Origin of the sequence: Kocuria palustris, from assembly GCF_016907795.1 — a bacterium.
GTDB lineage: Bacteria > Actinomycetota > Actinomycetes > Actinomycetales > Micrococcaceae > Kocuria > Kocuria palustris.
Map to the genome: position 1 here is coordinate 1,378,662 of NZ_JAFBCR010000001.1, position 19,165 is coordinate 1,397,826.

A 19,165-nucleotide genomic window follows, 5' to 3' on the forward strand; every position below is an offset into this window, starting at 1 on the left:
CCCGCATGCGCGGGGAGCACCGTCACGTCGTCACGGGGTGACGGTGCTCAGGCGGCTCATCCCCGCATGCGCGGGGAGCACTCTATACCAGGCTCAGACTTGCAAACAAGTCTCGGCTCATCCCCGCATGCGCGGGGAGCACGACGCGGAGGCGGCATTGTAGGCGTCCTGCGCCGGCTCATCCCCGCATGCGCGGGGAGCACACTTCCTGACATGGGACGATTCCAGCCGCGGACCCGATTCTCCTTCAGTTCGAGAGATTCGGGCCCTGCGGTCAGATCAATGCTTCATCGAGCATTAGGGCTGCACGCAACGAGACAGCCCTCCTCCCCGCCGCTATGGCTGGGAGGAGGGCTGCGTCGTCGTTCAGCGGCGGAAGCGGATCAGGCCTTGCCCACGCGCTTCATCTGCTGGGTCCAGAACGCCCCGGTGGTGATCACGTCGGTGCCGTCCCAGGCGTCCAGCCCGGTGAAGCCCGGGATGTCGGAGCCGTTGAAGGTGGGCTCCTCGCCGCGGCGGCGCTGGGCCTCGTAGTTCTTCATCACCTTGACAGCGATGGGCGCCAGGAGGATCAGGGCGATCAGGTTGATCGTGGCCATGATCGCCATCATCACGTCGGCTAGAGACCACACGAGGTCCAGGGCGACCACCGAGCCGACCATCACGGACAGGAGCACCAGCAGGCGGTAGCCGTTCATCACCGCGCGCGAGCGGGTGAGGAACATGATGTTCGCCTCGCCGTAGAAGTAGTTGCCGATCACCGAGCTGAAGGCGAACAGGAAGATCGCGATGGTCAGGAAGTGGACCGCCCAGGTGCCCAGCTGCAGACCCAGTGCCGTCTGCGTGAGCGAGGCGCCCTGGGCAGAGTCGCCGAAGCTCGGGTTGGACAGCAGCACGATGAACGCCGTGACCGAGCAGACGAGCCAGGTGTCGAAGTAGACGCCCAGGGACTGCACGAAGCCCTGCTTGGCCGGGTGAGAGACGGAGGCCGAGGCACCGGCGTTCGGCGCGGAGCCCATGCCGGCCTCATTGGAGAACAGTCCGCGGCGCAGGCCCTGGACGAACACGGCCATGAAGCCGCCCACCACGAACTCGCGGATGCCGAAGGCGCCCAGGACGATGTCGGCGACCATGCCGGGGACCTCGCCGATGTTCAGGACGACGACCAGGAGCCCGAGCAGCACGTACAGGATGGCCATGACCGGCACGACTGCCTGGGTGACCGCGGAGATGCGGCGGGCGCCGCCGAAGATGATGGAGGCGGTCAGCACGACGACCACTGCGCCCACGATCAGCTTGAAGGGCAGGGCCCCGGCGGCCGACGGGTCGATGTCCAGCGAGCCCGACAGCGAGTCCACAATCGCGTTGGACTGCACCGAGTTGAACACCAGGCCGTAGGTGACGGTGATGATCACCGCGAACAGGATGCCCATCCAGTGCTTCTTGAGCCCGTAGGTCATGTAGTAGGCCGGTCCGCCGTAGTAGCCGGTCTCGCCCTTGCGCTTGTAGAGCTGGCCCAGCAGCGACTCGACGAACGCGCTGGCGCCGCCGATGGCCGCGATGGCCCACATCCAGAACACGGCGCCGGGTCCGCCCACGCTGATCGCGATGGCCACGCCGGCGATGTTGCCCGTGCCCACGCGCGAGGCCGCCGAGACGGTGAACGCGCGGAACGACGAGATCGACTTCTTGCCGTCCGGGTCCTCACCGGGAGGGTCTCGCAGCACCCGGAACATCTCCGGGACGGACCGCCACTGGACCGCCCTGGTCCTGATCGTCAGGTAGATACCCGTGCCGATCAGGATCGCGAAGACGATCCAGCTCCAGATGAAATTGCCGACGCTGCCGACGAGCTCAGTGAGCTGCTCCATGTGCACTCCCGCTTCTCAGAGGAATCTGCCGGAGCGATCACAGGCCGTTCCCAGCAGTTGGTGCAATGTACACCAGCCAGGTTTCCGGCGAGTTGCGGCTGGTGCCCCGACTGCGCACGTGAAGCGCCGAGCTCGAGGACCTCAGTCCTCGACGACCCGCACCGCGCCCTTGTCCGCCGAGGTCACCATGGAGGCGTAGGCCTTCAGGGCCTTGGACACCTTGCGCTCGCGCGGCTTGGTCGGCTTCCAGGGTGCCTCGCCCTTCTCGGAGCGACGACGCGCCAGCTCGGCGTCGTCCACGTTCACGCGCAGGATGCGGTTCTCGACGTCGATCTCGATCTCATCGCCCTGCTCGATCAGGCCCACGGCACCGCCGGCGGCGGCCTCCGGGGAGATGTGCCCGATCGACAGCCCCGAGGTGCCGCCGGAGAAGCGGCCGTCGGTGATCAGCGCGCACTCCTTCCCCAGGCCCAGGCCCTTGAGGTAGGAGGTCGGGTAGAGCATCTCCTGCATGCCGGGCCCGCCCTTGGGGCCCTCGTACTGGATGACCACGATGTCCCCGGACTTCACGTTCTTGGACAGGATCTCGAACACGGCCTCGTCCTGGGATTCGACGACGAACGCGGAGCCCTTGAAGTGGAACAGGGACTCGTCGATGCCCGCGGTCTTGATGATCGCGCCGTCCTCGGCGATGTTGCCGAAGAGCACGCACAGCCCGCCCTCCTTGGTGTAGGCGTGGGCGACCGAGCGGATGCAGCCGTCCTGGGCGTCGAGGTCGTGATCCTCGTACTCGTTGGCCTGCGAGAACGCCTGCGTGGTGCGCACCCCACCCGGAGCGGCCAGGAAGTGGTGCTTCGCCTGCTCGGTCGCCTTGCCGGAGCGGATGTCCCACTCGTCGAGCCACTCGCCCATGGTGGCGGCGTGGACGGTGTGGACGTCCTCGTCCAGCAGCCCACCGCGGCGCAGCTCGCCCAGGATCGCGGGGATGCCGCCGGCCCGGTGGACGTGCTCGATGTGGTACTTCGTGGAGTTCGGGGCGACCTTGGCCAGGCAGGGCACGCGCCGGGAGATCTGGTCGATGTCCGACATGGTGAAGTCGACCTCGGCCTCCTGCGCGGCGGCCAGGATGTGCAGCACCGTGTTGGTGGACCCGCCCATGGCCACATCCAGGGTCATGGCGTTGGCGAAGGCCTCCGGGGTGGCGATCGAGCGCGGCAGGACGGAGTCGTCGTCGTCCTCGTAATAGCGCTTGGCCGAGGTCACGATCCGGGCGCCGGCCTCCTCGAAGAGGCGCTTGCGATTGATGTGCGTGGCAAGAGTGGTGCCGTTGCCCGGAAGGGACAGGCCCAGGGCCTCGGTGAGGCAGTTCATGGAGTTGGCCGTGAACATGCCCGAGCACGAGCCGCACGTGGGGCAGGCGGACTCCTCGATCAGCGCGAGCTGGTCATCGGTCACGGACTCGTCCACGGCCAGGGACATGGCATCCACCAGGTCCACGCGGTGCTCCACCACGCCCTCGACGCCCTCGCCGGACTCCATGGGCCCGCCGGAGACGAAGATCGTGGGGATGTTCAGGCGCATGGCGGCCATGAGCATGCCCGGGGTGATCTTGTCGCAGTTGGAGATGCACACCAAGGCGTCGGCGCAGTGCGCGTTGACCATGTACTCGACCGAGTCCGCGATGATGTCGCGGCTGGGCAGCGAGTAGAGCATGCCGTCGTGGCCCATGGCGATGCCGTCGTCCACCGCGATCGTGTTGAACTCCTTGGCCACGCCGCCGGCCTCCTCGACCGCGCGCGCCACGAGCTGGCCCATGTCCTTGAGGTGGACGTGGCCGGGCACGAACTGGGTGAAGGAGTTGGCGATCGCCACGATCGGCTTGCCGAAGTCCTCGCTGCCCATGCCGGTGGCGCGCCACAGCGCGCGGGCGCCCGACATGTTGCGGCCGGTGGTGGAGGTGGCGGAACGAAGCTGCGGCACGGATCTCTCCTCTGGTGCCGCCGCGGCAGGAGACCGCGGCGGACGACGGATGCGAGCGGGCAGGCGGACTGCGGCCTGCACTGCCCCGATTCTCTCTTGAACGCGCCTCGGAGCGGAAATCTTCCGACGCAGGGCTTGCCGTATCGCCCCATCCGGGTATTTTCTATAGTGAACACTCGAGCTCGACCGCCCTTCCTCGCGAAAGGACCCTCCCCATGAGCACTCCCACCAACGGATCCCCTCAGGACCCCGGCAGCAACGGCAGCTCCTCCGGCTCCCAGCACTCCGCCCCGAACTTCGGCGGCGGCTGGCAGCAGAACCAGGGCGCGCCGCAGTCCCAGCCCTCGCAGGGAGACTCCGGCTCCTCGCAGCAGGTCCCGTCCTACGGCGCACCGTCGTCCTCGCAGCAGGGCCAGAGCTCCGGCGCACCGCAGTACCGCCCCGCAGGCGGCGGCAGCGGAAGCGGCAGCTCGCCCCAGTTCACGCCGTCCGGCGGCTACCAGGGCGGGTCGTACGGCAGCTCGCAGGGCAGCCGGCCCGAGGGCAAGGGCAAGCCCCCGCTGTGGATGGGCCTGGTCTCGCTGGGCCTGGGCGTGCTGCTCGGCATCATCGCGATCATCGTATTCTTCACCAGCATCGCCGGCGGGGCCAACGACATCGCCGACACCCCGTCCGGCACCACCCGCACGCTCGAGGCGGACACCGAGTACTACGTGTTCGCCACCACCACCGACTCCGTGGACGAGTGCTCGATCTACACGCCGGAGTTCGACACTCTCGAGCTCGAGACCTCGGGCGCGGACCAGACCGCCACGACCGACGGGGAGGAGTTCTCCCTGCTCGGCACGTTCGAGACCAAGGAGGCCGGCGAGTACCGCCTCAGCTGCTCGCCCTACGTCTCCAACGACTCGGTCTACATCACCGACGTCGGCGTCGGCGGCATGGTCGGCGGCGCCTTCGCGGGCATCGGCCTGGGCCTGCTCGGCGGCCTGCTGTTCATCGTCGGCATCATCCTGATCATCGTGAACCGGGTCTCGGCCTCCAAGAACCGCCGCTGATTCCGAACGCACGCCCGCGAGCCTCGGCCCGCCCCGCCCCGCCCTGCACCGCGCAGGACGGGGCGGGCCTTCTTCTGCCCTGCGGTCGGCGTCGTCGATCTGCCGGGCTCGGAACGTCCGCGGCCCCGGCCGGACCGGCGCGCGGCGCCTTCAGCCGGGATACGATGAGGTGCCGACGTCGACCGCGGGGATCAGCCGCTGCACGCAGGGCTCGGATCCCGTCGACTTCGCAGCGGGCACCGCGGCCGAGGGCCGGCCCGCCGCACCGAGACCCTCGTCAAAGGACCCGCACGTGGCCAAGTCCGCACCCCGTCCGCCCAAGATCGACGACGACGTGGATTTCGCCGTCCCGCTCAAGGACGCCGTCGATCCCCTCGTCCTCGCCCTCGACGTCGGCTCCACCGCCACCCGCGGCAGCCTCCACGACGCCACGGGCACGCCGGTGCGCGGCTACCGGGAAAAGATCCCGCACCACTTCACCACCGCCGTCGACGGCACCAGCACGATCGATCCGGATCAGGTGGTCGAGGAGCTGTGCCGCCTGATCGATCAGATCATCGGCTCGCGCCAGGAGCTCGTCGGCCGGGTGGGCGGCGTCGCGATCGACACCTTCGCCACCTCCCTGGTGGGCACCGACTCCCGTCGCCGCGCCACCACCACCTGCTACACCTACGCCGACTCGCGCTCCTGCGGGCAACTGGCCGCGCTGCGCCAGGAGGTCGACGAGGCCGAGATCCAGCAGCTGACGGGCACCCGCCTGCACACGTCCTATCTGACGCCGCGCTTCCGCTGGCTGCGCGAGACCGAGCCGGAGGCCTTCGCCGCCACGACCCGGTGGATGTCGCTGGGCGAGTACTTCCACCTGCGCCTGCTGGGCAAGGCACGCGTGGGGACCTCCACCGCCGCCTGGACCGGTCTGCTGGATCGGCGCACCGGAGACTGGTCGGATCGGATGCTCGAGCTGGCCCAGGTCGAGCGAGAGTCGCTGTCGCTGATCGCCCGCCCCAACCAGCCCATCCGCGAGGTGCCCCCGGCCGTGGCCGAGCGGTGGCCGGCGCTGCGCCAGGCCAAGTGGTTCGCCCCCGTGGCCGACGGCCTCAGCGCCAACGTGGGCTCCGGCGGTCGGGATGCGACCACCATGGTCACCTCCATGGCCACCTCCGGGGCCATGCGCGTGCTGCTGCACGAGCAGCCCGAGACCATCCCGTCGGGACTGTGGTGCTACCGCATCGACGACACCCGCTGCCTGCTCGGCGGGGCCATCAACGACGCCAGCCGCGCCGTCACCTGGGCCGAGGAGACCCTGCGCCTGCCCGAGGACCTCTCCCCCGAGGACGTGGCCCAGCGCCCGATCGATCCCACGACCCCGCTGGTCCTGCCGTTCCTCACCGGCGAGCGCTCCACCGGATGGGTGGGCGACGCCCGCGCCGCCGTGCTCGGGCTCTCGGCGGCCACGAGCCCCGAGGACATCCTGCGCGGCGTGATGGAGGGCGTGGTGGCCGCCTACGGCCGCGTGGCCCAGCAGCTCACCGAGGCCTCCGGCGAGGTCGAGCGCCTCGTGACCGCAGGCGGGATGACCCAGTCCGTCCCGGGCCTGCAGCAGCAGCTCTCTGACCTGCTGGGGCGCAGCGCCGTCCAGGCCGCCTTCAAGCGCTCGACCCTGCGCGGCACGGCCATGCTGGCCTCCGAGGTCCTCTCCCCGGACATCGAGCCCGTGGATCCGCCGTACGCGCACACGTTCGACCCGAACCCGGAGGTCCGTGAGCACTGGGATCGGGTCGCCGAGCGCTTCCGGGAGGCCTACGAGGGGCTGTTCGCCTGAGCCGCCTCCCGCGCTGAGCCCTCGGCCCGCTCGACAGCCTGCGCGGCGCGCAGGTGGCCCAGGTGGCTGAAGGCCTGCGGGAAGTTGCCCGCCAGGCGCTGGTGCTCCGGCGAGAACTCCTCGGCCAGCAGCCCGAGGTCGTTGGCGCAGCCCTCCAGCCGATCCAGCGCCCCTCGCCCGTCCTCCACGCGTCCGGAGCGGGCGTACTGCTCGGCCAGCCAGGCCAGGCACAGCAGGAACGGGTACTCGCCGCCCGCCAACCCGTCCGAGCCCGAGGCGGTGCGGTAGCGAGCCACGAACCCGTGCTCGTCGACCAGGTCCTGCTCGATCCGCGACACCGTGCCCAGCATCCTGGGATCATCGGCCGCGATGAACCCGGTGTGCGTCAGCTGCAGCAGCGAGGCGTCGACCTCCTGGCTGCCGTGGCCGGGTGCGTAGGTCTGGGTGAAGGAGCCCAGCTGCTCGTTCCAGCCTTCGGACATGATCTCCGAGTGGAGGCGGTCCCGCAGCTCCGTCCACCGTCGGATCTCCTCCGGGGTGGCAAGGATCACCGTCTCCGCCTCGGGCATCGCGTCCTCATGGCCCTCGGATGGCTGCTGGTCCGCGATGTCCGGCCAGCCGTCGACCTCGGCCACGCCGTCGCGGATCCGACCGTGCTCAGACACCGCCCGCAGCCCCTCGTTGAACGCCGCCCACATCATCACGCGCCCGTGGGTGAAGAACGCGGGCTCCCCGCGCATCTCCCACAGGCCGTGATCGGGCTCGTCGATGCGCTGCTCGCAGTAGCGCAGCAGGGTCTTCTGCAGGCCCCAGGACCAGAGGTCCTCCGGCTCGCCGGCGTCGCGCAGCGCGGCCAGGGCGAGCATGACCTCGCCCATCACGTCGGCCTGGTACTGATCTACCGCGCCGTTGCCGATGCGCACCGGCCGCGACCCCTCATAGCCCGAGAGATGCTCCAGCTCGTGCTCGGGCAGCCTGCGGCGTCCGTCGATCCCGTACATGATCTGGATCCGCTCCGGGTCGCCTGCGACCGCGCGCAGCAGCCAGTCCCGCCAGTGGCGGGCGCCCTCGGTGTGGCCGTGATCCACCACCGCCTCGATGGTCAGCGAGGCGTCGCGCAGCCACGTGTAGCGGTAGTCCCAGTTGCGCACCCCGCCGAAGTCCTCGGGCAGCCCAGCGGTGGGGGCGGCCACGATGCCGCCCGTCTCCCCGTGCGTGAGCGCGCGCAGCACGAGCAGCGACCGCTCCTGCCCCTCACTGACCGTCTGCTGGGAGCAGGTGGCGTCCCGCCAGTCCCGCCAGTAGCACTCGGTGCGCTCCAGCGCGACGGAAGCGTCCACGGCCTCCGGCAGAGGGCCCCAGGAGGAGCACCAGGTCAGGACCCACGCCTGGGTCTTCCCGGCCTGCAGCTCGAAGGAGCCGCCGAGCCAGCGCCCGATCTCGCCCTCGGCGCTGAGGTCGTGGCGGGAGTCGTCGTCCTCCTGCGCCGACAGCAGCGGGCCGCGCAGCACGAGCATGTCCGGCCCGGCGATGGCTACGATCCCGCTGCCGCCCTCGGGCAGCTCGCGCAGGTGCACCCAGGGGGAGCTGCGGTTGTAGTCGGGGCGGATGCGCAGATCGTGCTCGACCGTGACGACCCCTTCCGTGCAGGTCACCTCCCGCACCAGGTTCGCCCGGTCGTCGCCGGTGGGCAGGGCGTCCACGACGGTCGCGCACCCGCTCGGCGAGCGCCACTGCGTCTCCAGGACGAAGGTCCCCGGTCGATAGCGCCGCGAGACGACCTCTCCGTCGGCGATGCTCAGCTGCCAGCGGCCGTCGTCGGGCTCGCCGAGCAGAGCGGAGAACACCGCGGCGGAGTCCACCGACGGGAAGCACAGCCAGTCCACGCTGCCGTCGCGGGAGACCAGCGGCGCGGTGCGCAGATCCGAGAGCAGGGCGTAGTCCTCGAGGGGGACGGAGGCGGGGCGCGTGCTGTCGTGGCTCATGGCCCCATCACAGCAGAGGGGGCGGACGTCGCAGGCCCTGCCTACAGTGGGAGCCATGACCGACACGACCCCCACCACCCTGATCGTCCTGGGCGCCTCCGGCGACCTCACCTCCCGTCTGCTGCTGCCAGGGCTCGGCGAGGTCCTGGCCCTGCAGCCCGAGCGGCAGGTGAGGGTGATCGGCAGCGCGCGGACGGACAAGCAGGACTGGAGGGACACGGTCGCCCAGGCCTTCGGCGACTCCGCCGGTCCGGCCGTCGAGCGGACCCTCCAGACCACGGAATGGGTCACCGCCGATGCCTCCTCCCCGCAGGAGCTGGCCCAGCTGCTCGAGCACGCTGACGACGGCCGCGTGGTGCTCTACTTCGCCCTCGCCCCGGCCGTGACCGGCAAGGTGCTCGACGCGCTGAGCGAGATCGAGCTGCCCCAGGACCTCTGGCTGGCGCTCGAGAAGCCGATCGGCACGGACGAGGACTCCGCCCGCGAGCTCAACCGCCTGGCCGATCGCCTGGTCCCGGCCGACCGGATCCTGCGGATCGATCACTTCCTGGGCGAGCCCGCCGTGCTGGATCTGGTGGGCCTGCGCTTCGCGAACCGGATCATCGAGCCGCTGCTGCACCGCGATCTGGTCGAGTCCATCTCCATCACGTTCGACGAGACGCTCGGCCTCGAGGGCCGAGCCGGCTTCTACGACGCCACCGGCGCCATCCGCGACATGCACCAGTCCCACCTGCTGCAGGTCATGGGCGTGCTGATGATGGACCCGCCGTCGTCGATCGCCGATGGCGAGATCCCGGAGCTGATCTCCCAGGTCCTGGCCCGCACCAGCGTGATCGGCCCGATCGAGCAGAACATGGCCGCGGGTCGGTACACGGCCGGCAGCATCGATGGCCGCGAGCTGCCGTCGTACGTCGACGAGGAGGGCGTGGATCCCGCCAACGGCACCGAGACCTGGGCCCGGCTCACGGTCGAGGTCGACAGCTGGCGGTGGCAGGGCGTGCCCGTGCACCTGCGCTCCGGCAAGGCCATCGGCTCGCCGCATCAGGAGGTGCTGGTGCGCTTCCGCCCCGTTCCCGCCGGGGCCCGGGAGTTCGGCGACCCCGCCGGCGACATCCTGCGAGTGGACCTGGCCACCGGCGAGATCAGCCTCGAGCTCAGCGCGGGCGGCCCCTTCGACCCCCGCGGGACCTCGCGGGTGACCCTGTCCTCAGCCACCCCCGAGTCGCCCTTCTCCGCCTACGGCTCCGTGGTGCGCCGCATGCTCGACGGCGACCGCTCCTTCAGCGTCAGCGCCCAGGCCTCGCAGCACTGCTGGCGGATCGTGCAGCCGGCGATCGACGCCGTGGCGGACGGCCTGGTGCCGCTGCAGGACTATCAGGCGGGCTCGGAGGGCCCCGAGACGATCTGATGTCACACACCTGCGCGCAGCGGACGCCCCCGCCCGCTGCGCGCAGGCACGCCGGACGATCCCACCCGTGAGACGCGGATCACGGGGCGCATCGTCCGACGCTCGCGAAGGCTTCCGCCGAGGCCCGGAACTCGCCCTCGGGGTGGCCTAGTGTGTCGCCATCAGATCGTGACGTGCAGCACAGGCGCCCGAGGCCGATCCCCCGGCGCCCTCACCACCAGGAGGCCCCCATGGGTTCCGGATCCTCGCCCGCGACCAGTCGCGGACGCCATTCGCAGAGCACCACCGCTCCCGCAGCGCCCGGGGCAGACGGCCCCCAGGACTCGAACCTGAAGGCCCACATGAAGGGCCGCCACCTGGTCATGATGAGCCTCGGCTCGGCCATCGGCGCAGGCCTGTTCGTCGGCTCGGGGGCAGGCATCGCCGCCGCCGGGCCGTCGGTGCTCGTGTCCTACGTCGTCGCCGGGTTCCTGATCATCCTGATCATGCGCATGCTCGGCGAGATGGTCGCCGATCACCCCACCTCCGGCGCCTTCTCCGTCTACGCGGGCCGAGCCGTCAGCCCGGCCGCGGGCTTCGCCGTCGGCTGGCTGTGGTGGGTGCAGCTGATCATCGTGATCGCCGCCGAGGCCACCGCGGCCGCCCAGATCCTGGTCTCCGCCTGGCCCATCGCCCCGCAGTGGCTGCTCGCGCTGATCTTCATGATCATCTTCACCGCCATCAACCTCATCGGCGTGGGGCAGTTCGGCGAGTTCGAGTTCTGGTTCTCGCTGCTCAAGGTCGCCGCCGTCGTCGTCTTCCTGGTGATCGGCGGGCTGTTCGTGATCGGCCTGCTGCCCACGGCCGAGGCGCCCGGCCTGGCCAATCTCACCGCCCACGGCGGCTTCATGCCCAACGGCATCGGAGGCGTGGCCGCCGGCCTGCTGATCGTGGCCTTCGCCTTCGGCGGCATCGAGATCGTGGCCGTGGCGGCGGCCGAGACCGAGGACCCCGAGAAGAACGTGGGCCGGGCGATCCGCACCATCGTGTGGCGCATCCTGATCTTCTACATGGGCTCCGTGGCCATCATGGTCCTGGCCATGCCGTGGAACGACGAGAACCTGCTGGCCTCCCCGTTCGTGGCCGTACTCAACACCGCGGGGCTTCCGGCCGTCGCCTCCATCATGGCGGTCGTGGTGACCGTCGCGCTGCTGTCGTCGCTGAACGCCAACCTGTACGGCGCCTCGCGGATGATCTTCTCGCTGTCCCACCGCAGCCTGGCACCGGCCGCGCTGAGCAGGACCAACCCCCGCGGCGTGCCGGTGGCCGCGGTGCTGGCCTCGGTGGCCTTCGGCTTCGTGACGGTCGGGCTGAACTACCTGTGGGCCGAGGAGATCCTGGGCATCCTGCTCAACATCGTGGGCTCCACCCTGATCGTCATCTGGACCATGACGATCGTCTCCCACCTGGTGCTGCGCCGCCGCGCCGAGCGCGAGGGCCGCGAGCTCGTGCTCAGGGCCTGGGGCTACCCGGTGCTGTCCTACGTGGCGCTGGCGGGCATGGTGGCCGTCGTGATCCTGGGCATGACGGTGCCCGGCGTGCGTCAGCAGATCCTGCTCACGGCGGGCCTGTTCGCTCTCCTGTGGATCATCGGCGCTGTGCTGGCCAAGCGGCGCGGCGTGACCCGCTTCCGCGCCCCGGAGGAGTTCGACGACCCGGCAGCGATGCCCCGCTGACCCTCCGTTCCCCCACCCCCCCCACCCCGCCGAGTGGATCCCCCGTTGCGCTGTTCGGGCGAACAGCGCAACGGGGGATCCACTCGGCGGCTTTCGTGGGTTGGGTGCGACGCCCGCGGCATGGCAGGATGATCGGCGTCACCATCACGAGCGACCGAGAGACCTTGGCTCGAAGACGTCGCAGCAACCATGCGGGGATCCGTCCCCAGCGCAGAGGTGCTCCCGCCAGGACCGATGGAAAGGACGTGCCTTCGCGCATGCTGAACACCGACCGCATCCAGACCACCCACGTGGGCTCCCTGCCCCGCACCCCCGAGCTGCTGGCCGCGAACGATGCCTACCAGGCCGGCACGATCTCGTGGGAGGAGCTCGTGGCCACCATGCAGCAGGGCGTACGCGACATCGTCGCCCGGCAGTCCGAGATCGGCATCGACATCGTCAACGACGGCGAGTACGGCCACACCATGTCCAGCTCCGTGGACTACGGCGCCTGGTGGAACTACTCCTTCTCCCGCCTGGGCGGGCTGAGCCCCTCCGACGAGGACCGCTGGGACCCGAACGCCGGCGCCAGGCGCTCCTCGCCCGGCAATACCGTGCTGACGTCGTTCGCCGATCGCCGCGACCGCCAGCGCTTCGCCGAGGCCTACGCCGATCAGTCCTCCGGTATCCTCACCGCCCGCAAGCGGGTGGCCCAGCCCAAGATCACCGGGCCGCTGACCTACACCGGCCACGACGCCGTGCAGGCGGACATCGCGAACCTCAAGTCCGCGCTCGAGGGCTCCGGCGCCGAGCAGGGCTTCATCGCCGCGCTGTCCCCCGGCTCCTGCGCCCGAGTGAGCAACGAGTACTACGCCACCGATGAGGAGCTCGTCTACGCCTGCGCCGATGCCATGCGCGAGGAGTACCAGGCGATCGTCGACGCCGGGCTGATCGTGCAGATCGACGACCCCTCGATCGCCGAGTCGTGGGACCAGATCAACCCGGAGCCCTCGCTCGAGGACTACCGCTCCTTCATCCAGCTGCGGATCGAGGCGCTGAACCACGCGCTGCGCGGGCTGCCGCAGGAGCAGATCCGATTCCACCTGTGCTGGGGCTCCTGGCACGGCCCGCACACGACCGACCTGGAGCTCAAGCACCTGATCGAGCCCCTGCTGCAGATCGACGCCGGCGGCTACTCCTTCGAGGCGGCCTCCGCCCGTCACGGCCATGAGTGGCGCGAGTGGGCGGATGCCGGGCTGCCCGAGGACAAGGTCATCATCCCGGGCGTCGTCTCGCACTCCACCAACGTGGTCGAGCACCCGGAGCTGGTGGCCGAGCGCATCGAGCGCTTCGCCTCCGTCGTGGGCCGCGAGCGCGTCATCGCCTCGACCGACTGCGGGCTGGGCGGCCGTCTGCACCCGCAGATCGCCATGGCCAAGCTCGAGTCGCTGGCCGAGGGCGCGCAGATCGCCTCGAGCCGCCTCTTCTGACCCCTCTCCCCACCTCCGAGTGGATACCCCTCTCACACAGAACGGAACCTCTTCATGCACCGCTCCGAGAACCGCATCCTCACCACCCACGCCGGCTCCCTGCCGCGCACCGATCAGCTGATCGAGGCCAACCGCGCCCGCACCGGCGGACAGGACTACGACCAGCTGCTCACCGAGTCCGTCGTCGACGTCGTCCAGCGCCAGAAGAACCTGGGGATCGACGTCGTCAACGACGGCGAGTACGGCCACGCCATGTCCGAGGACACCGACTACGGCGCCTGGTGGCACTACATCTTCGACCGCCTCGACGGGCTGGGCCCCGGCTCGGTCGATCTCTGGAGCCAGACGGCGGTGCGCTCCGAGCCGGGTCAGGTGCGGCTCACGAGCTTCGGCGACCGTCGTGACCGACAGCGCTTCCAGGACGCCTACACCGACCCCTCCAGCGGGATCTCGACCGGCAATATGCCGCCGTTCCCCGAGTTCGTGGGCCCGATCCGCTATGTCGGCCAGGAGGCCGTCGCCCGGGACATCGCCAACCTCAAGCGCGCGCTGGAGATCACGGGCGCGTCCGAGGGCTACCTGGCTTCACTCTCGCCGGGGTCGTGCGCGCGCCTGGAGGACAAGCACTACGGCGACGAGGACGAGGTCCTGCAGGCATGCGCCGAGGCCATGCGCGAGGAGTACCGGGCGATCACCGACGCCGGGCTGATCGTGCAGATCGACGACCCCTCGATCGCGGAGAACTGGGATCAGATCAACCCCGAGCCGTCGGTCGAGGACTACCTGGCGTTCACGGCCAAGCGCGTGGAGGCGATCAACTACGCGCTCGAGGGCATCCCCGCCGAGCAGGTCCGGTTCCACCTGTGCTGGGGCTCCTGGCACGGCCCGCACACCACGGATCTGGAGTTCAAGCACCTGGTGCGCACCATGCTGCAGATCAACGCCGGCGCGTTCTCCTTCGAGGCCGCCAACGCCCGCCACGAGCACGAGTGGCGCGTGTGGGAGGACGTCTCCCTGCCCGAGGACAAGCTGATCATCCCGGGCATCGTCTCGCATGCGACCAACGTGGTCGAGCACCCGGAGCTGGTGGCCGAGCGCATCGAGCGCTTCGCCTCGGTCGTGGGTCGCGAGCGCGTGATCGCCTCGACCGACTGCGGTCTGGGCGGGCGCATCCACCCGCAGATCGCCGCCGCCAAGCTGGAGGCACTGGCCCAGGGCGCCGAGATCGCCTCGTCCCGCCTCTTCTGAGCCTCCCCGCACACGCCGAGTGGGTACTCAGTTGCGCTGAGAGGCAGAACAGTGCAACTGGGGATCCACTCGGCGGAAGGAGAGGGGGTCAGAGCTCCTTGAGGAAGCAGGTGATGCGCACGGTCGAGATGCGGCGATTGTCCGCCTCGGCGCGCACCACCACCTCGTAGGTCGCGATCGAGCGCCCGAGCTGCAGCGCCTCCGCCGTGGCGATGACCCAGCCGCTGCGGGCGGAGGCATGGTGGGTGGTGCTGACCTCGAGCCCCACGGCCACGCGCCCGAGCCCCGCACCGTGGATGAAGGCCCCCATGGAGCCCAGCGACTCGGCCAGCGAGATCGTGGCCCCGCCGTGCAGCAGGCCCACGGGCTGGCGGTTGCCCTCGACCGGCATGCGCGCGACCACCCGCTGGGCCGAGGCCTCCAGGTACTCGATGCCGAGCTTCTCGCTGAGCTCGCCGCCGTGCGCGTTGAGCGCGGCCGCCTTGTCCGAGGCCTGCGCCAGATCTGCCAGGGCCTGCGGGATGCCGGACTCCGAGAGCTTCTGCGCCCCCTCCGCGATCCGCTGCGGGGACGGGGTCACGCGGCGCGCATCGGGCGGGGTGGGATCCTCGTGGGCTGCCGGGGACCGATCCTCGGCGGGCTGCTGATGGGGAGCGGTCATGACATCTCCTGGGGCTGTGCGATCGGCGCAGCGGCGCCGCGTGTGATCCGCTCCACACGGTAGCCGAGTTCGCCCCGTGGGCCGACTCACGGCATCGCCCCTGGACCGCGCAGACGCACAAAGCGGATGATGCGTCACGCACTTGCGGTCGACCCCCGGCCGCGCGGAGACCTCAAGGAGACAGCTGTGAAGATCGGCATCATCGTGGGAAGCGTTCGTGACGGGCAGGCCGGCGCCTCCGTGGGCGAGTGGGTCCTGCGCCACGCCCAGGCCAAGGGCGGTGCCGAGTTCGAGCTCGTGAGCCTCAAGGACTTCGACCTCCCGGTCTTCTCCTCGGCCACCCTGCCCGCCATGGCGGACAAGTCCTACGACTCCGAGCAGGTCCAGGCCTGGTCCCGCGTGATCGACGACCTCGACGGCTACATCTTCGTCACCCCGGAGTACAACCACGGCGTCCCCGGCGGCTTCAAGAACGCGGTCGACTCGCTGGGCTCCGAGTGGAACGGCAAGGTCCTCGGCCTGGTCGGCTACGGCGCCGTGGGCGGCGTGCGCGCGGTCGAGCAGTAGCGCCTGATCATGGCCAACTTCTCCCAGACCGTCGTGCGCGCCGCCGTGGATCTGAGCATCTTCACCGACTTCGCCGACGGCGCCGTGATCGACTCCGACCCCAAGGTCACGGCCCTGAACGGCGTGCTCGACGAGGTCATCGCCGCCGGCGCCTGATCGCACCCCGGCGGCCCCGAGCACCTGCGCTCGGGGCCGCCGTCGTCGTCACGCGCTCGGCGAAGCGGGCCCACCGGCACCCTCCCGGGCCACTAGCCTGGCGGTATGACCGACAGCACCGCCGCACCCGGACCCGCTCCCGCCGAAACGCCGGAGGAGGCCATGACCTCCCTGGACGCCACGACCTTCGATCGCACGGTCCGCCCGCAGGACGACCTCTTCCGCTACGTGAACGGCCCGTGGCTGCGCGAGGCGCAGATCCCGGAGGACAAGGCGCTGATCGGCGCTTTCGTCGTGCTGCGCGACCGCGCGGAGGAGGCGGTGCGCGAGATCGTGACCGAGGAGCCGGGCGAGGACCCGGATCCGATCCGTGCGAAGATCGCGGACCTCTACGCCTCCTACATGGACGAGCAGCGCCTCGAGCAGCTGGGCGCGCACCCTCTGGCCGAGGACCTCGCGGAGGTCGACGCCGTCCAGGACGTGCAGGGCCTGTCCAGCCTGTTCGGCCGCCTGCTGGCCCGCGGCGTGTCCTCGGTGCTGGGCGTGGACACCGACGCCGATCCGGGCGATCCCGGACGCAGCCTGGTCTTCATCGGCCAGTCGGGGATCGGGCTTCCCGACGAGGAGTACTACCGGGAGGCCCAGCACACCGAGATCCGCCAGAAGTACCGCGAGCACATCGCCCGGATGCTCGAACTCGCCGGGATCGAGCGCGCCCACGATGAGGCCGAGCGGATCTTCGGGCTCGAGACCGAGATCGCCCAGCGGCACTGGGACAAGGTCGAGGTCCGCGACCTCACCAAGATGTACAACCCCAAGTCGCTGGAGGAGCTGCAGCAGCTCAGCCGCAACCTCGATTGGAGCGCCCTGCTGCTCGAGGGCCTCGGGCTGCCGGCCTCGGCTGTGGAGACCGTGGTGGATCAGCAGCCGTCGTTCTTCGCCGAGCTCGATCCCCTGTTCGACGCCTCCCGCCTGGAGGACTGGAAGGCCTGGGCCCGCTGGCAGATCGTGAACTCGCGGGCGGCCTACCTCTCGGCGGCGTTCGTGGAGGCGGACTTCGCCTTCTACGGCACGGTCCTCTCCGGCACCCCGGAGCTCAAGGAGCGCTGGAAGCGCGGAGTCGGGCTGGTCAACGGCGTGCTGGGCGAGGCCGTGGGCCGCGTCTACGTCGAGCGCCACTTCTCCCCCACGGCCAAATCGCGGATGGACGAGCTCGTCCAGAACCTGCTGGCCGCCTACCGGCGCTCGATCGAGACGCTGGACTGGATGACCGATTCCACCCGCGCTGAGGCGCTGCGCAAGCTGGCGTCGTTCACCCCCAAGATCGGCTACCCGGAGAAGTGGCGGGACTACTCGCAGCTGGAGATCCGCGCCGATGATCTGGTGGGCAACATCGTGCGCACCTCGGAGTTCGAGCGCGCCGAGCTGATCCGCAAGGCCGGGAAGCCGGTGGAGAAGCACGAGTGGCTGATGACCCCGCAGACGGTCAACGCCTACTACCACCCGCTGCGCAACGAGATCGTCTTCCCGGCGGCCATCCTGCAGCCCCCGTTCTTCGACGAGGACGCCGAGGACGCCATGAACTACGGCGGCATCGGCTCCGTGATCGGCCACGAGATCGGGCACGGCTTCGACGACAAGGGCTCCACCGCCGACGGCGACGGCCGACTGCGCAACTGGTGGTCCGACGAGGACCGCGCGGCCTTCGAGGAGCGCACCGAGCGCCTGGTCAGCCAGTACGACGGCCTGGTGCCGGACCAGCTCGCCGATCGCCCGGAGCCGCCGACGGTCAACGGGCGCATGACCCTGGGCGAGAACATCGGCGACCTCGGAGGGCTGTCGATCGCCTACAAGGCGTGGGAGCTCTCCCGCGGCGTGGTCGAGACCGCTGACGACCCGGACGAGGCCCGCGAGCGCGCCGGTGCGGATCCCGCGGCCTTCGAGGAGCAGGACGACGACGGCTTCACCCCGGCGCAGAAGCTGTTCCTGTCCTGGTCCTTCATCTGGCAGCAGAAGGCACGCGACGAGACCACGGCCCAGCGCCTGGCGGTCGACGTCCACTCCCCCAACGAGTTCCGCGCCAATCAGACGGCGCGCAACGTCGATGCCTTCCACGAGGCCTTCGGCACCACGGAGTCCGATCTGATGTGGCTGGACCCCCAGGAGCGCGTGCGCATCTGGTGATCAGTGCGGCTCCTGTCGGATGACTGCGGCCGGTCGCTCCCTGCGCAGGGGGCGGCCGGCCGTCGTCGTACTCGTGCGGTGCTGGGACTCAGTCCTGCTGCTGCCCCAGAGGCTGCTCGGCCAGGGAGCCGGGGCGGAAGCGCCGGTTCGCCAGCGACGGCACGGTGGAGCGCACCTCGTCCACGCGTCGGGTGTCGATCTGGGTGATCAGCAGCCGCTCGCCCTCCTCGACCCGGGCGGTGAGCCCGCCCAGCGGATCGCGGACCTGGGAGTGCCCGACCGTGTGGTCGTTGAAGGTGTCCGCCGCCGCGATCCACAGGGTGTTCTCGATCGCGCGCGCGGCCAGCAGCGTCTCCCAGTGGCGGACCTTGTCCGGGCCGGAGAACCAGGCCGCGGGCACCAGGACGAGCTGGGCGCCGTCGTCGGCCAGGGCGCGGTAGAGCTCGGGGAAGCGGATGTCGTAGCAGGTGCTCAGCCCGATCCGCACACCGGCGACCTCGATGCTCGCCGTCCCCGCATCCCCGGGGCGGATGCGCTCGGACTCCTGGTAGGAGAAGGCGTCGTAGAGGTGCAGCTTGCGATAGGTGGCCAGCAGCGACCCGTCCGCACCCACGGCCACCAGGGTGTTGTACGGGCGGTGATCGTCCGAGGGCTCGTAGGCTCCGGCGACGATCGCGATCCGCTCCTGATGCGCCAGCTCCTGCAGCGAGGTCACGAACGTGTCCCACTCGCGCGCCACGATCTCGGCGAAGCGGTCCTTGACCCCGGACTCCACCCCGAGCATCGCCTCCTCTGGGAAGACCACCAGGTCCGCACCGCGAGCGGCGGCATCGGTGACGTGGCGGCGGATGGTCGCCAGATTGGCCGCGACGTCCGGGGCCGGGTCGATCTGGGCGAGCGCGAGTCGCACGGGGGGATCCTCCTTGGTCTCGCCACCGCGGGCGGTGGCTGTGTCGGGCGTCCAGCGGAAAGCCTATGGCCCCCGGCGGACAGCCCGGAAGGCCCGGAAAGCCCGTGACACCGTGTGGCGCCCGGTAGCGT

At 70.2% G+C, this 19,165-nt stretch carries 14 protein-coding genes, 1 CRISPR repeat array and 1 riboswitch (1 of these 16 running past the window's edge); of the genes, 9 read left to right on the forward strand and 5 right to left on the reverse strand.

From position 1 onward, the window contains the following. Positions 1-203: direct repeats of the CRISPR family, unit length 28 nt; unit sequence GGCTCATCCCCGCATGCGCGGGGAGCAC (it extends 1,593 nt beyond the left edge of the window). 180 nt (positions 204-383) lie between these two features. After that, entirely contained in the window at positions 384-1,871 is a 1,488-nt protein-coding gene (locus tag JOE55_RS06070) for an alanine/glycine:cation symporter family protein (protein WP_204782316.1), read from the reverse strand. A gap of 141 nt (positions 1,872-2,012) precedes the next feature. Further along, on the reverse strand, positions 2,013-3,851 hold the full coding sequence (gene ilvD, locus JOE55_RS06075) for a dihydroxy-acid dehydratase (RefSeq protein WP_204782317.1): 1,839 nt from the start codon (positions 3,849-3,851) through the stop codon (positions 2,013-2,015). Positions 3,852-4,066: 215 nt separating this feature from the next. Between ilvD and JOE55_RS06080 the strand changes: the two genes are divergently transcribed. Together JOE55_RS06080 and JOE55_RS06085 are read left to right on the forward strand one after the other, a co-directional pair. Next, entirely contained in the window at positions 4,067-4,909 is an 843-nt protein-coding gene (locus tag JOE55_RS06080) for a hypothetical protein (protein ID WP_204782318.1), read from the forward strand. A 292-nt stretch (positions 4,910-5,201) separates the two neighbouring features. Beyond that, complete coding sequence (locus JOE55_RS06085; protein ID WP_314302174.1) at positions 5,202-6,731, forward strand: gluconokinase; 1,530 nt, start codon at positions 5,202-5,204, stop codon at positions 6,729-6,731. On the opposite strand, the gene JOE55_RS06090 is transcribed toward JOE55_RS06085, so the two are convergent. Continuing rightward, entirely contained in the window at positions 6,710-8,716 is a 2,007-nt protein-coding gene (locus JOE55_RS06090) for a glycoside hydrolase family 15 protein (RefSeq protein WP_204782320.1), read from the reverse strand. The two genes, JOE55_RS06085 and JOE55_RS06090, sit on opposite strands and share 22 nt — an antisense overlap. Positions 8,717-8,771: 55 nt before the next feature. Here JOE55_RS06090 and JOE55_RS06095 point away from each other — a divergent pair, with 55 nt between their 5' ends. From JOE55_RS06095 to JOE55_RS06110, 4 genes are all read left to right on the forward strand, one after another. Beyond that, complete coding sequence (locus tag JOE55_RS06095; protein ID WP_239546461.1) at positions 8,772-10,124, forward strand: glucose-6-phosphate dehydrogenase; 1,353 nt, start codon at positions 8,772-8,774, stop codon at positions 10,122-10,124. A 230-nt stretch (positions 10,125-10,354) separates the two neighbouring features. After that, positions 10,355-11,839, forward strand: coding sequence for an amino acid permease (locus tag JOE55_RS06100; RefSeq protein ID WP_314302172.1), 1,485 nt, complete (start codon positions 10,355-10,357; stop codon positions 11,837-11,839). A 138-nt stretch (positions 11,840-11,977) separates the two neighbouring features. Beyond that, positions 11,978-12,080: riboswitch (SAM riboswitch) on the forward strand. A 16-nt stretch (positions 12,081-12,096) separates the two neighbouring features. After that, complete coding sequence (locus JOE55_RS06105) at positions 12,097-13,308, forward strand: cobalamin-independent methionine synthase II family protein (protein WP_204782322.1); 1,212 nt, start codon at positions 12,097-12,099, stop codon at positions 13,306-13,308. A 54-nt stretch (positions 13,309-13,362) separates the two neighbouring features. Continuing rightward, positions 13,363-14,556, forward strand: coding sequence for a cobalamin-independent methionine synthase II family protein (locus tag JOE55_RS06110; RefSeq protein WP_204782323.1), 1,194 nt, complete (start codon positions 13,363-13,365; stop codon positions 14,554-14,556). A gap of 88 nt (positions 14,557-14,644) precedes the next feature. On the opposite strand, the gene JOE55_RS06115 is transcribed toward JOE55_RS06110, so the two are convergent. Continuing rightward, the gene (locus tag JOE55_RS06115) at positions 14,645-15,217 is read right to left on the reverse strand and encodes a PaaI family thioesterase (protein ID WP_204782324.1); all 573 of its coding nucleotides are present in this window, start codon (positions 15,215-15,217) and stop codon (positions 14,645-14,647) included. 186 nt (positions 15,218-15,403) lie between these two features. Between JOE55_RS06115 and JOE55_RS06120 the strand changes: the two genes are divergently transcribed. From JOE55_RS06120 to JOE55_RS06130, 3 genes are all read left to right on the forward strand, one after another. Continuing rightward, on the forward strand, positions 15,404-15,784 hold the full coding sequence (locus tag JOE55_RS06120) for an NADPH-dependent FMN reductase (RefSeq protein WP_197017343.1): 381 nt from the start codon (positions 15,404-15,406) through the stop codon (positions 15,782-15,784). A 9-nt stretch (positions 15,785-15,793) separates the two neighbouring features. After that, entirely contained in the window at positions 15,794-15,940 is a 147-nt protein-coding gene (locus JOE55_RS06125; RefSeq protein ID WP_197017342.1) for a hypothetical protein, read from the forward strand. A gap of 105 nt (positions 15,941-16,045) precedes the next feature. Next, positions 16,046-18,124, forward strand: coding sequence for a M13 family metallopeptidase (locus tag JOE55_RS06130; RefSeq protein WP_275580795.1), 2,079 nt, complete (start codon positions 16,046-16,048; stop codon positions 18,122-18,124). An 88-nt stretch (positions 18,125-18,212) separates the two neighbouring features. Here JOE55_RS06130 and JOE55_RS06135 read toward each other — a convergent pair whose 3' ends face one another. Next, entirely contained in the window at positions 18,213-19,034 is an 822-nt protein-coding gene (locus JOE55_RS06135) for a carbon-nitrogen hydrolase family protein (protein WP_058872003.1), read from the reverse strand. Positions 19,035-19,165 lie beyond the last annotated feature (131 nt).

Coding starts and splice junctions, on each gene's coding strand:
- JOE55_RS06110 (WP_204782323.1), top strand. CDS start 13,363: ATGCACCGCTCCGAGAACCGCATCCTCACCACCCACGCCGGCTCCCTG.
- JOE55_RS06070 (WP_204782316.1), bottom strand. CDS start 1,871: ATGGAGCAGCTCACTGAGCTCGTCGGCAGCGTCGGCAATTTCATCTGG.
- JOE55_RS06100 (WP_314302172.1), top strand. CDS start 10,355: ATGGGTTCCGGATCCTCGCCCGCGACCAGTCGCGGACGCCATTCGCAG.
- JOE55_RS06115 (WP_204782324.1), bottom strand. CDS start 15,217: ATGACCGCTCCCCATCAGCAGCCCGCCGAGGATCGGTCCCCGGCAGCC.
- JOE55_RS06125 (WP_197017342.1), top strand. CDS start 15,794: ATGGCCAACTTCTCCCAGACCGTCGTGCGCGCCGCCGTGGATCTGAGC.
- JOE55_RS06080 (WP_204782318.1), top strand. CDS start 4,067: ATGAGCACTCCCACCAACGGATCCCCTCAGGACCCCGGCAGCAACGGC.
- JOE55_RS06130 (WP_275580795.1), top strand. CDS start 16,046: ATGACCGACAGCACCGCCGCACCCGGACCCGCTCCCGCCGAAACGCCG.
- JOE55_RS06095 (WP_239546461.1), top strand. CDS start 8,772: ATGACCGACACGACCCCCACCACCCTGATCGTCCTGGGCGCCTCCGGC.
- JOE55_RS06090 (WP_204782320.1), bottom strand. CDS start 8,716: ATGAGCCACGACAGCACGCGCCCCGCCTCCGTCCCCCTCGAGGACTAC.
- JOE55_RS06105 (WP_204782322.1), top strand. CDS start 12,097: ATGCTGAACACCGACCGCATCCAGACCACCCACGTGGGCTCCCTGCCC.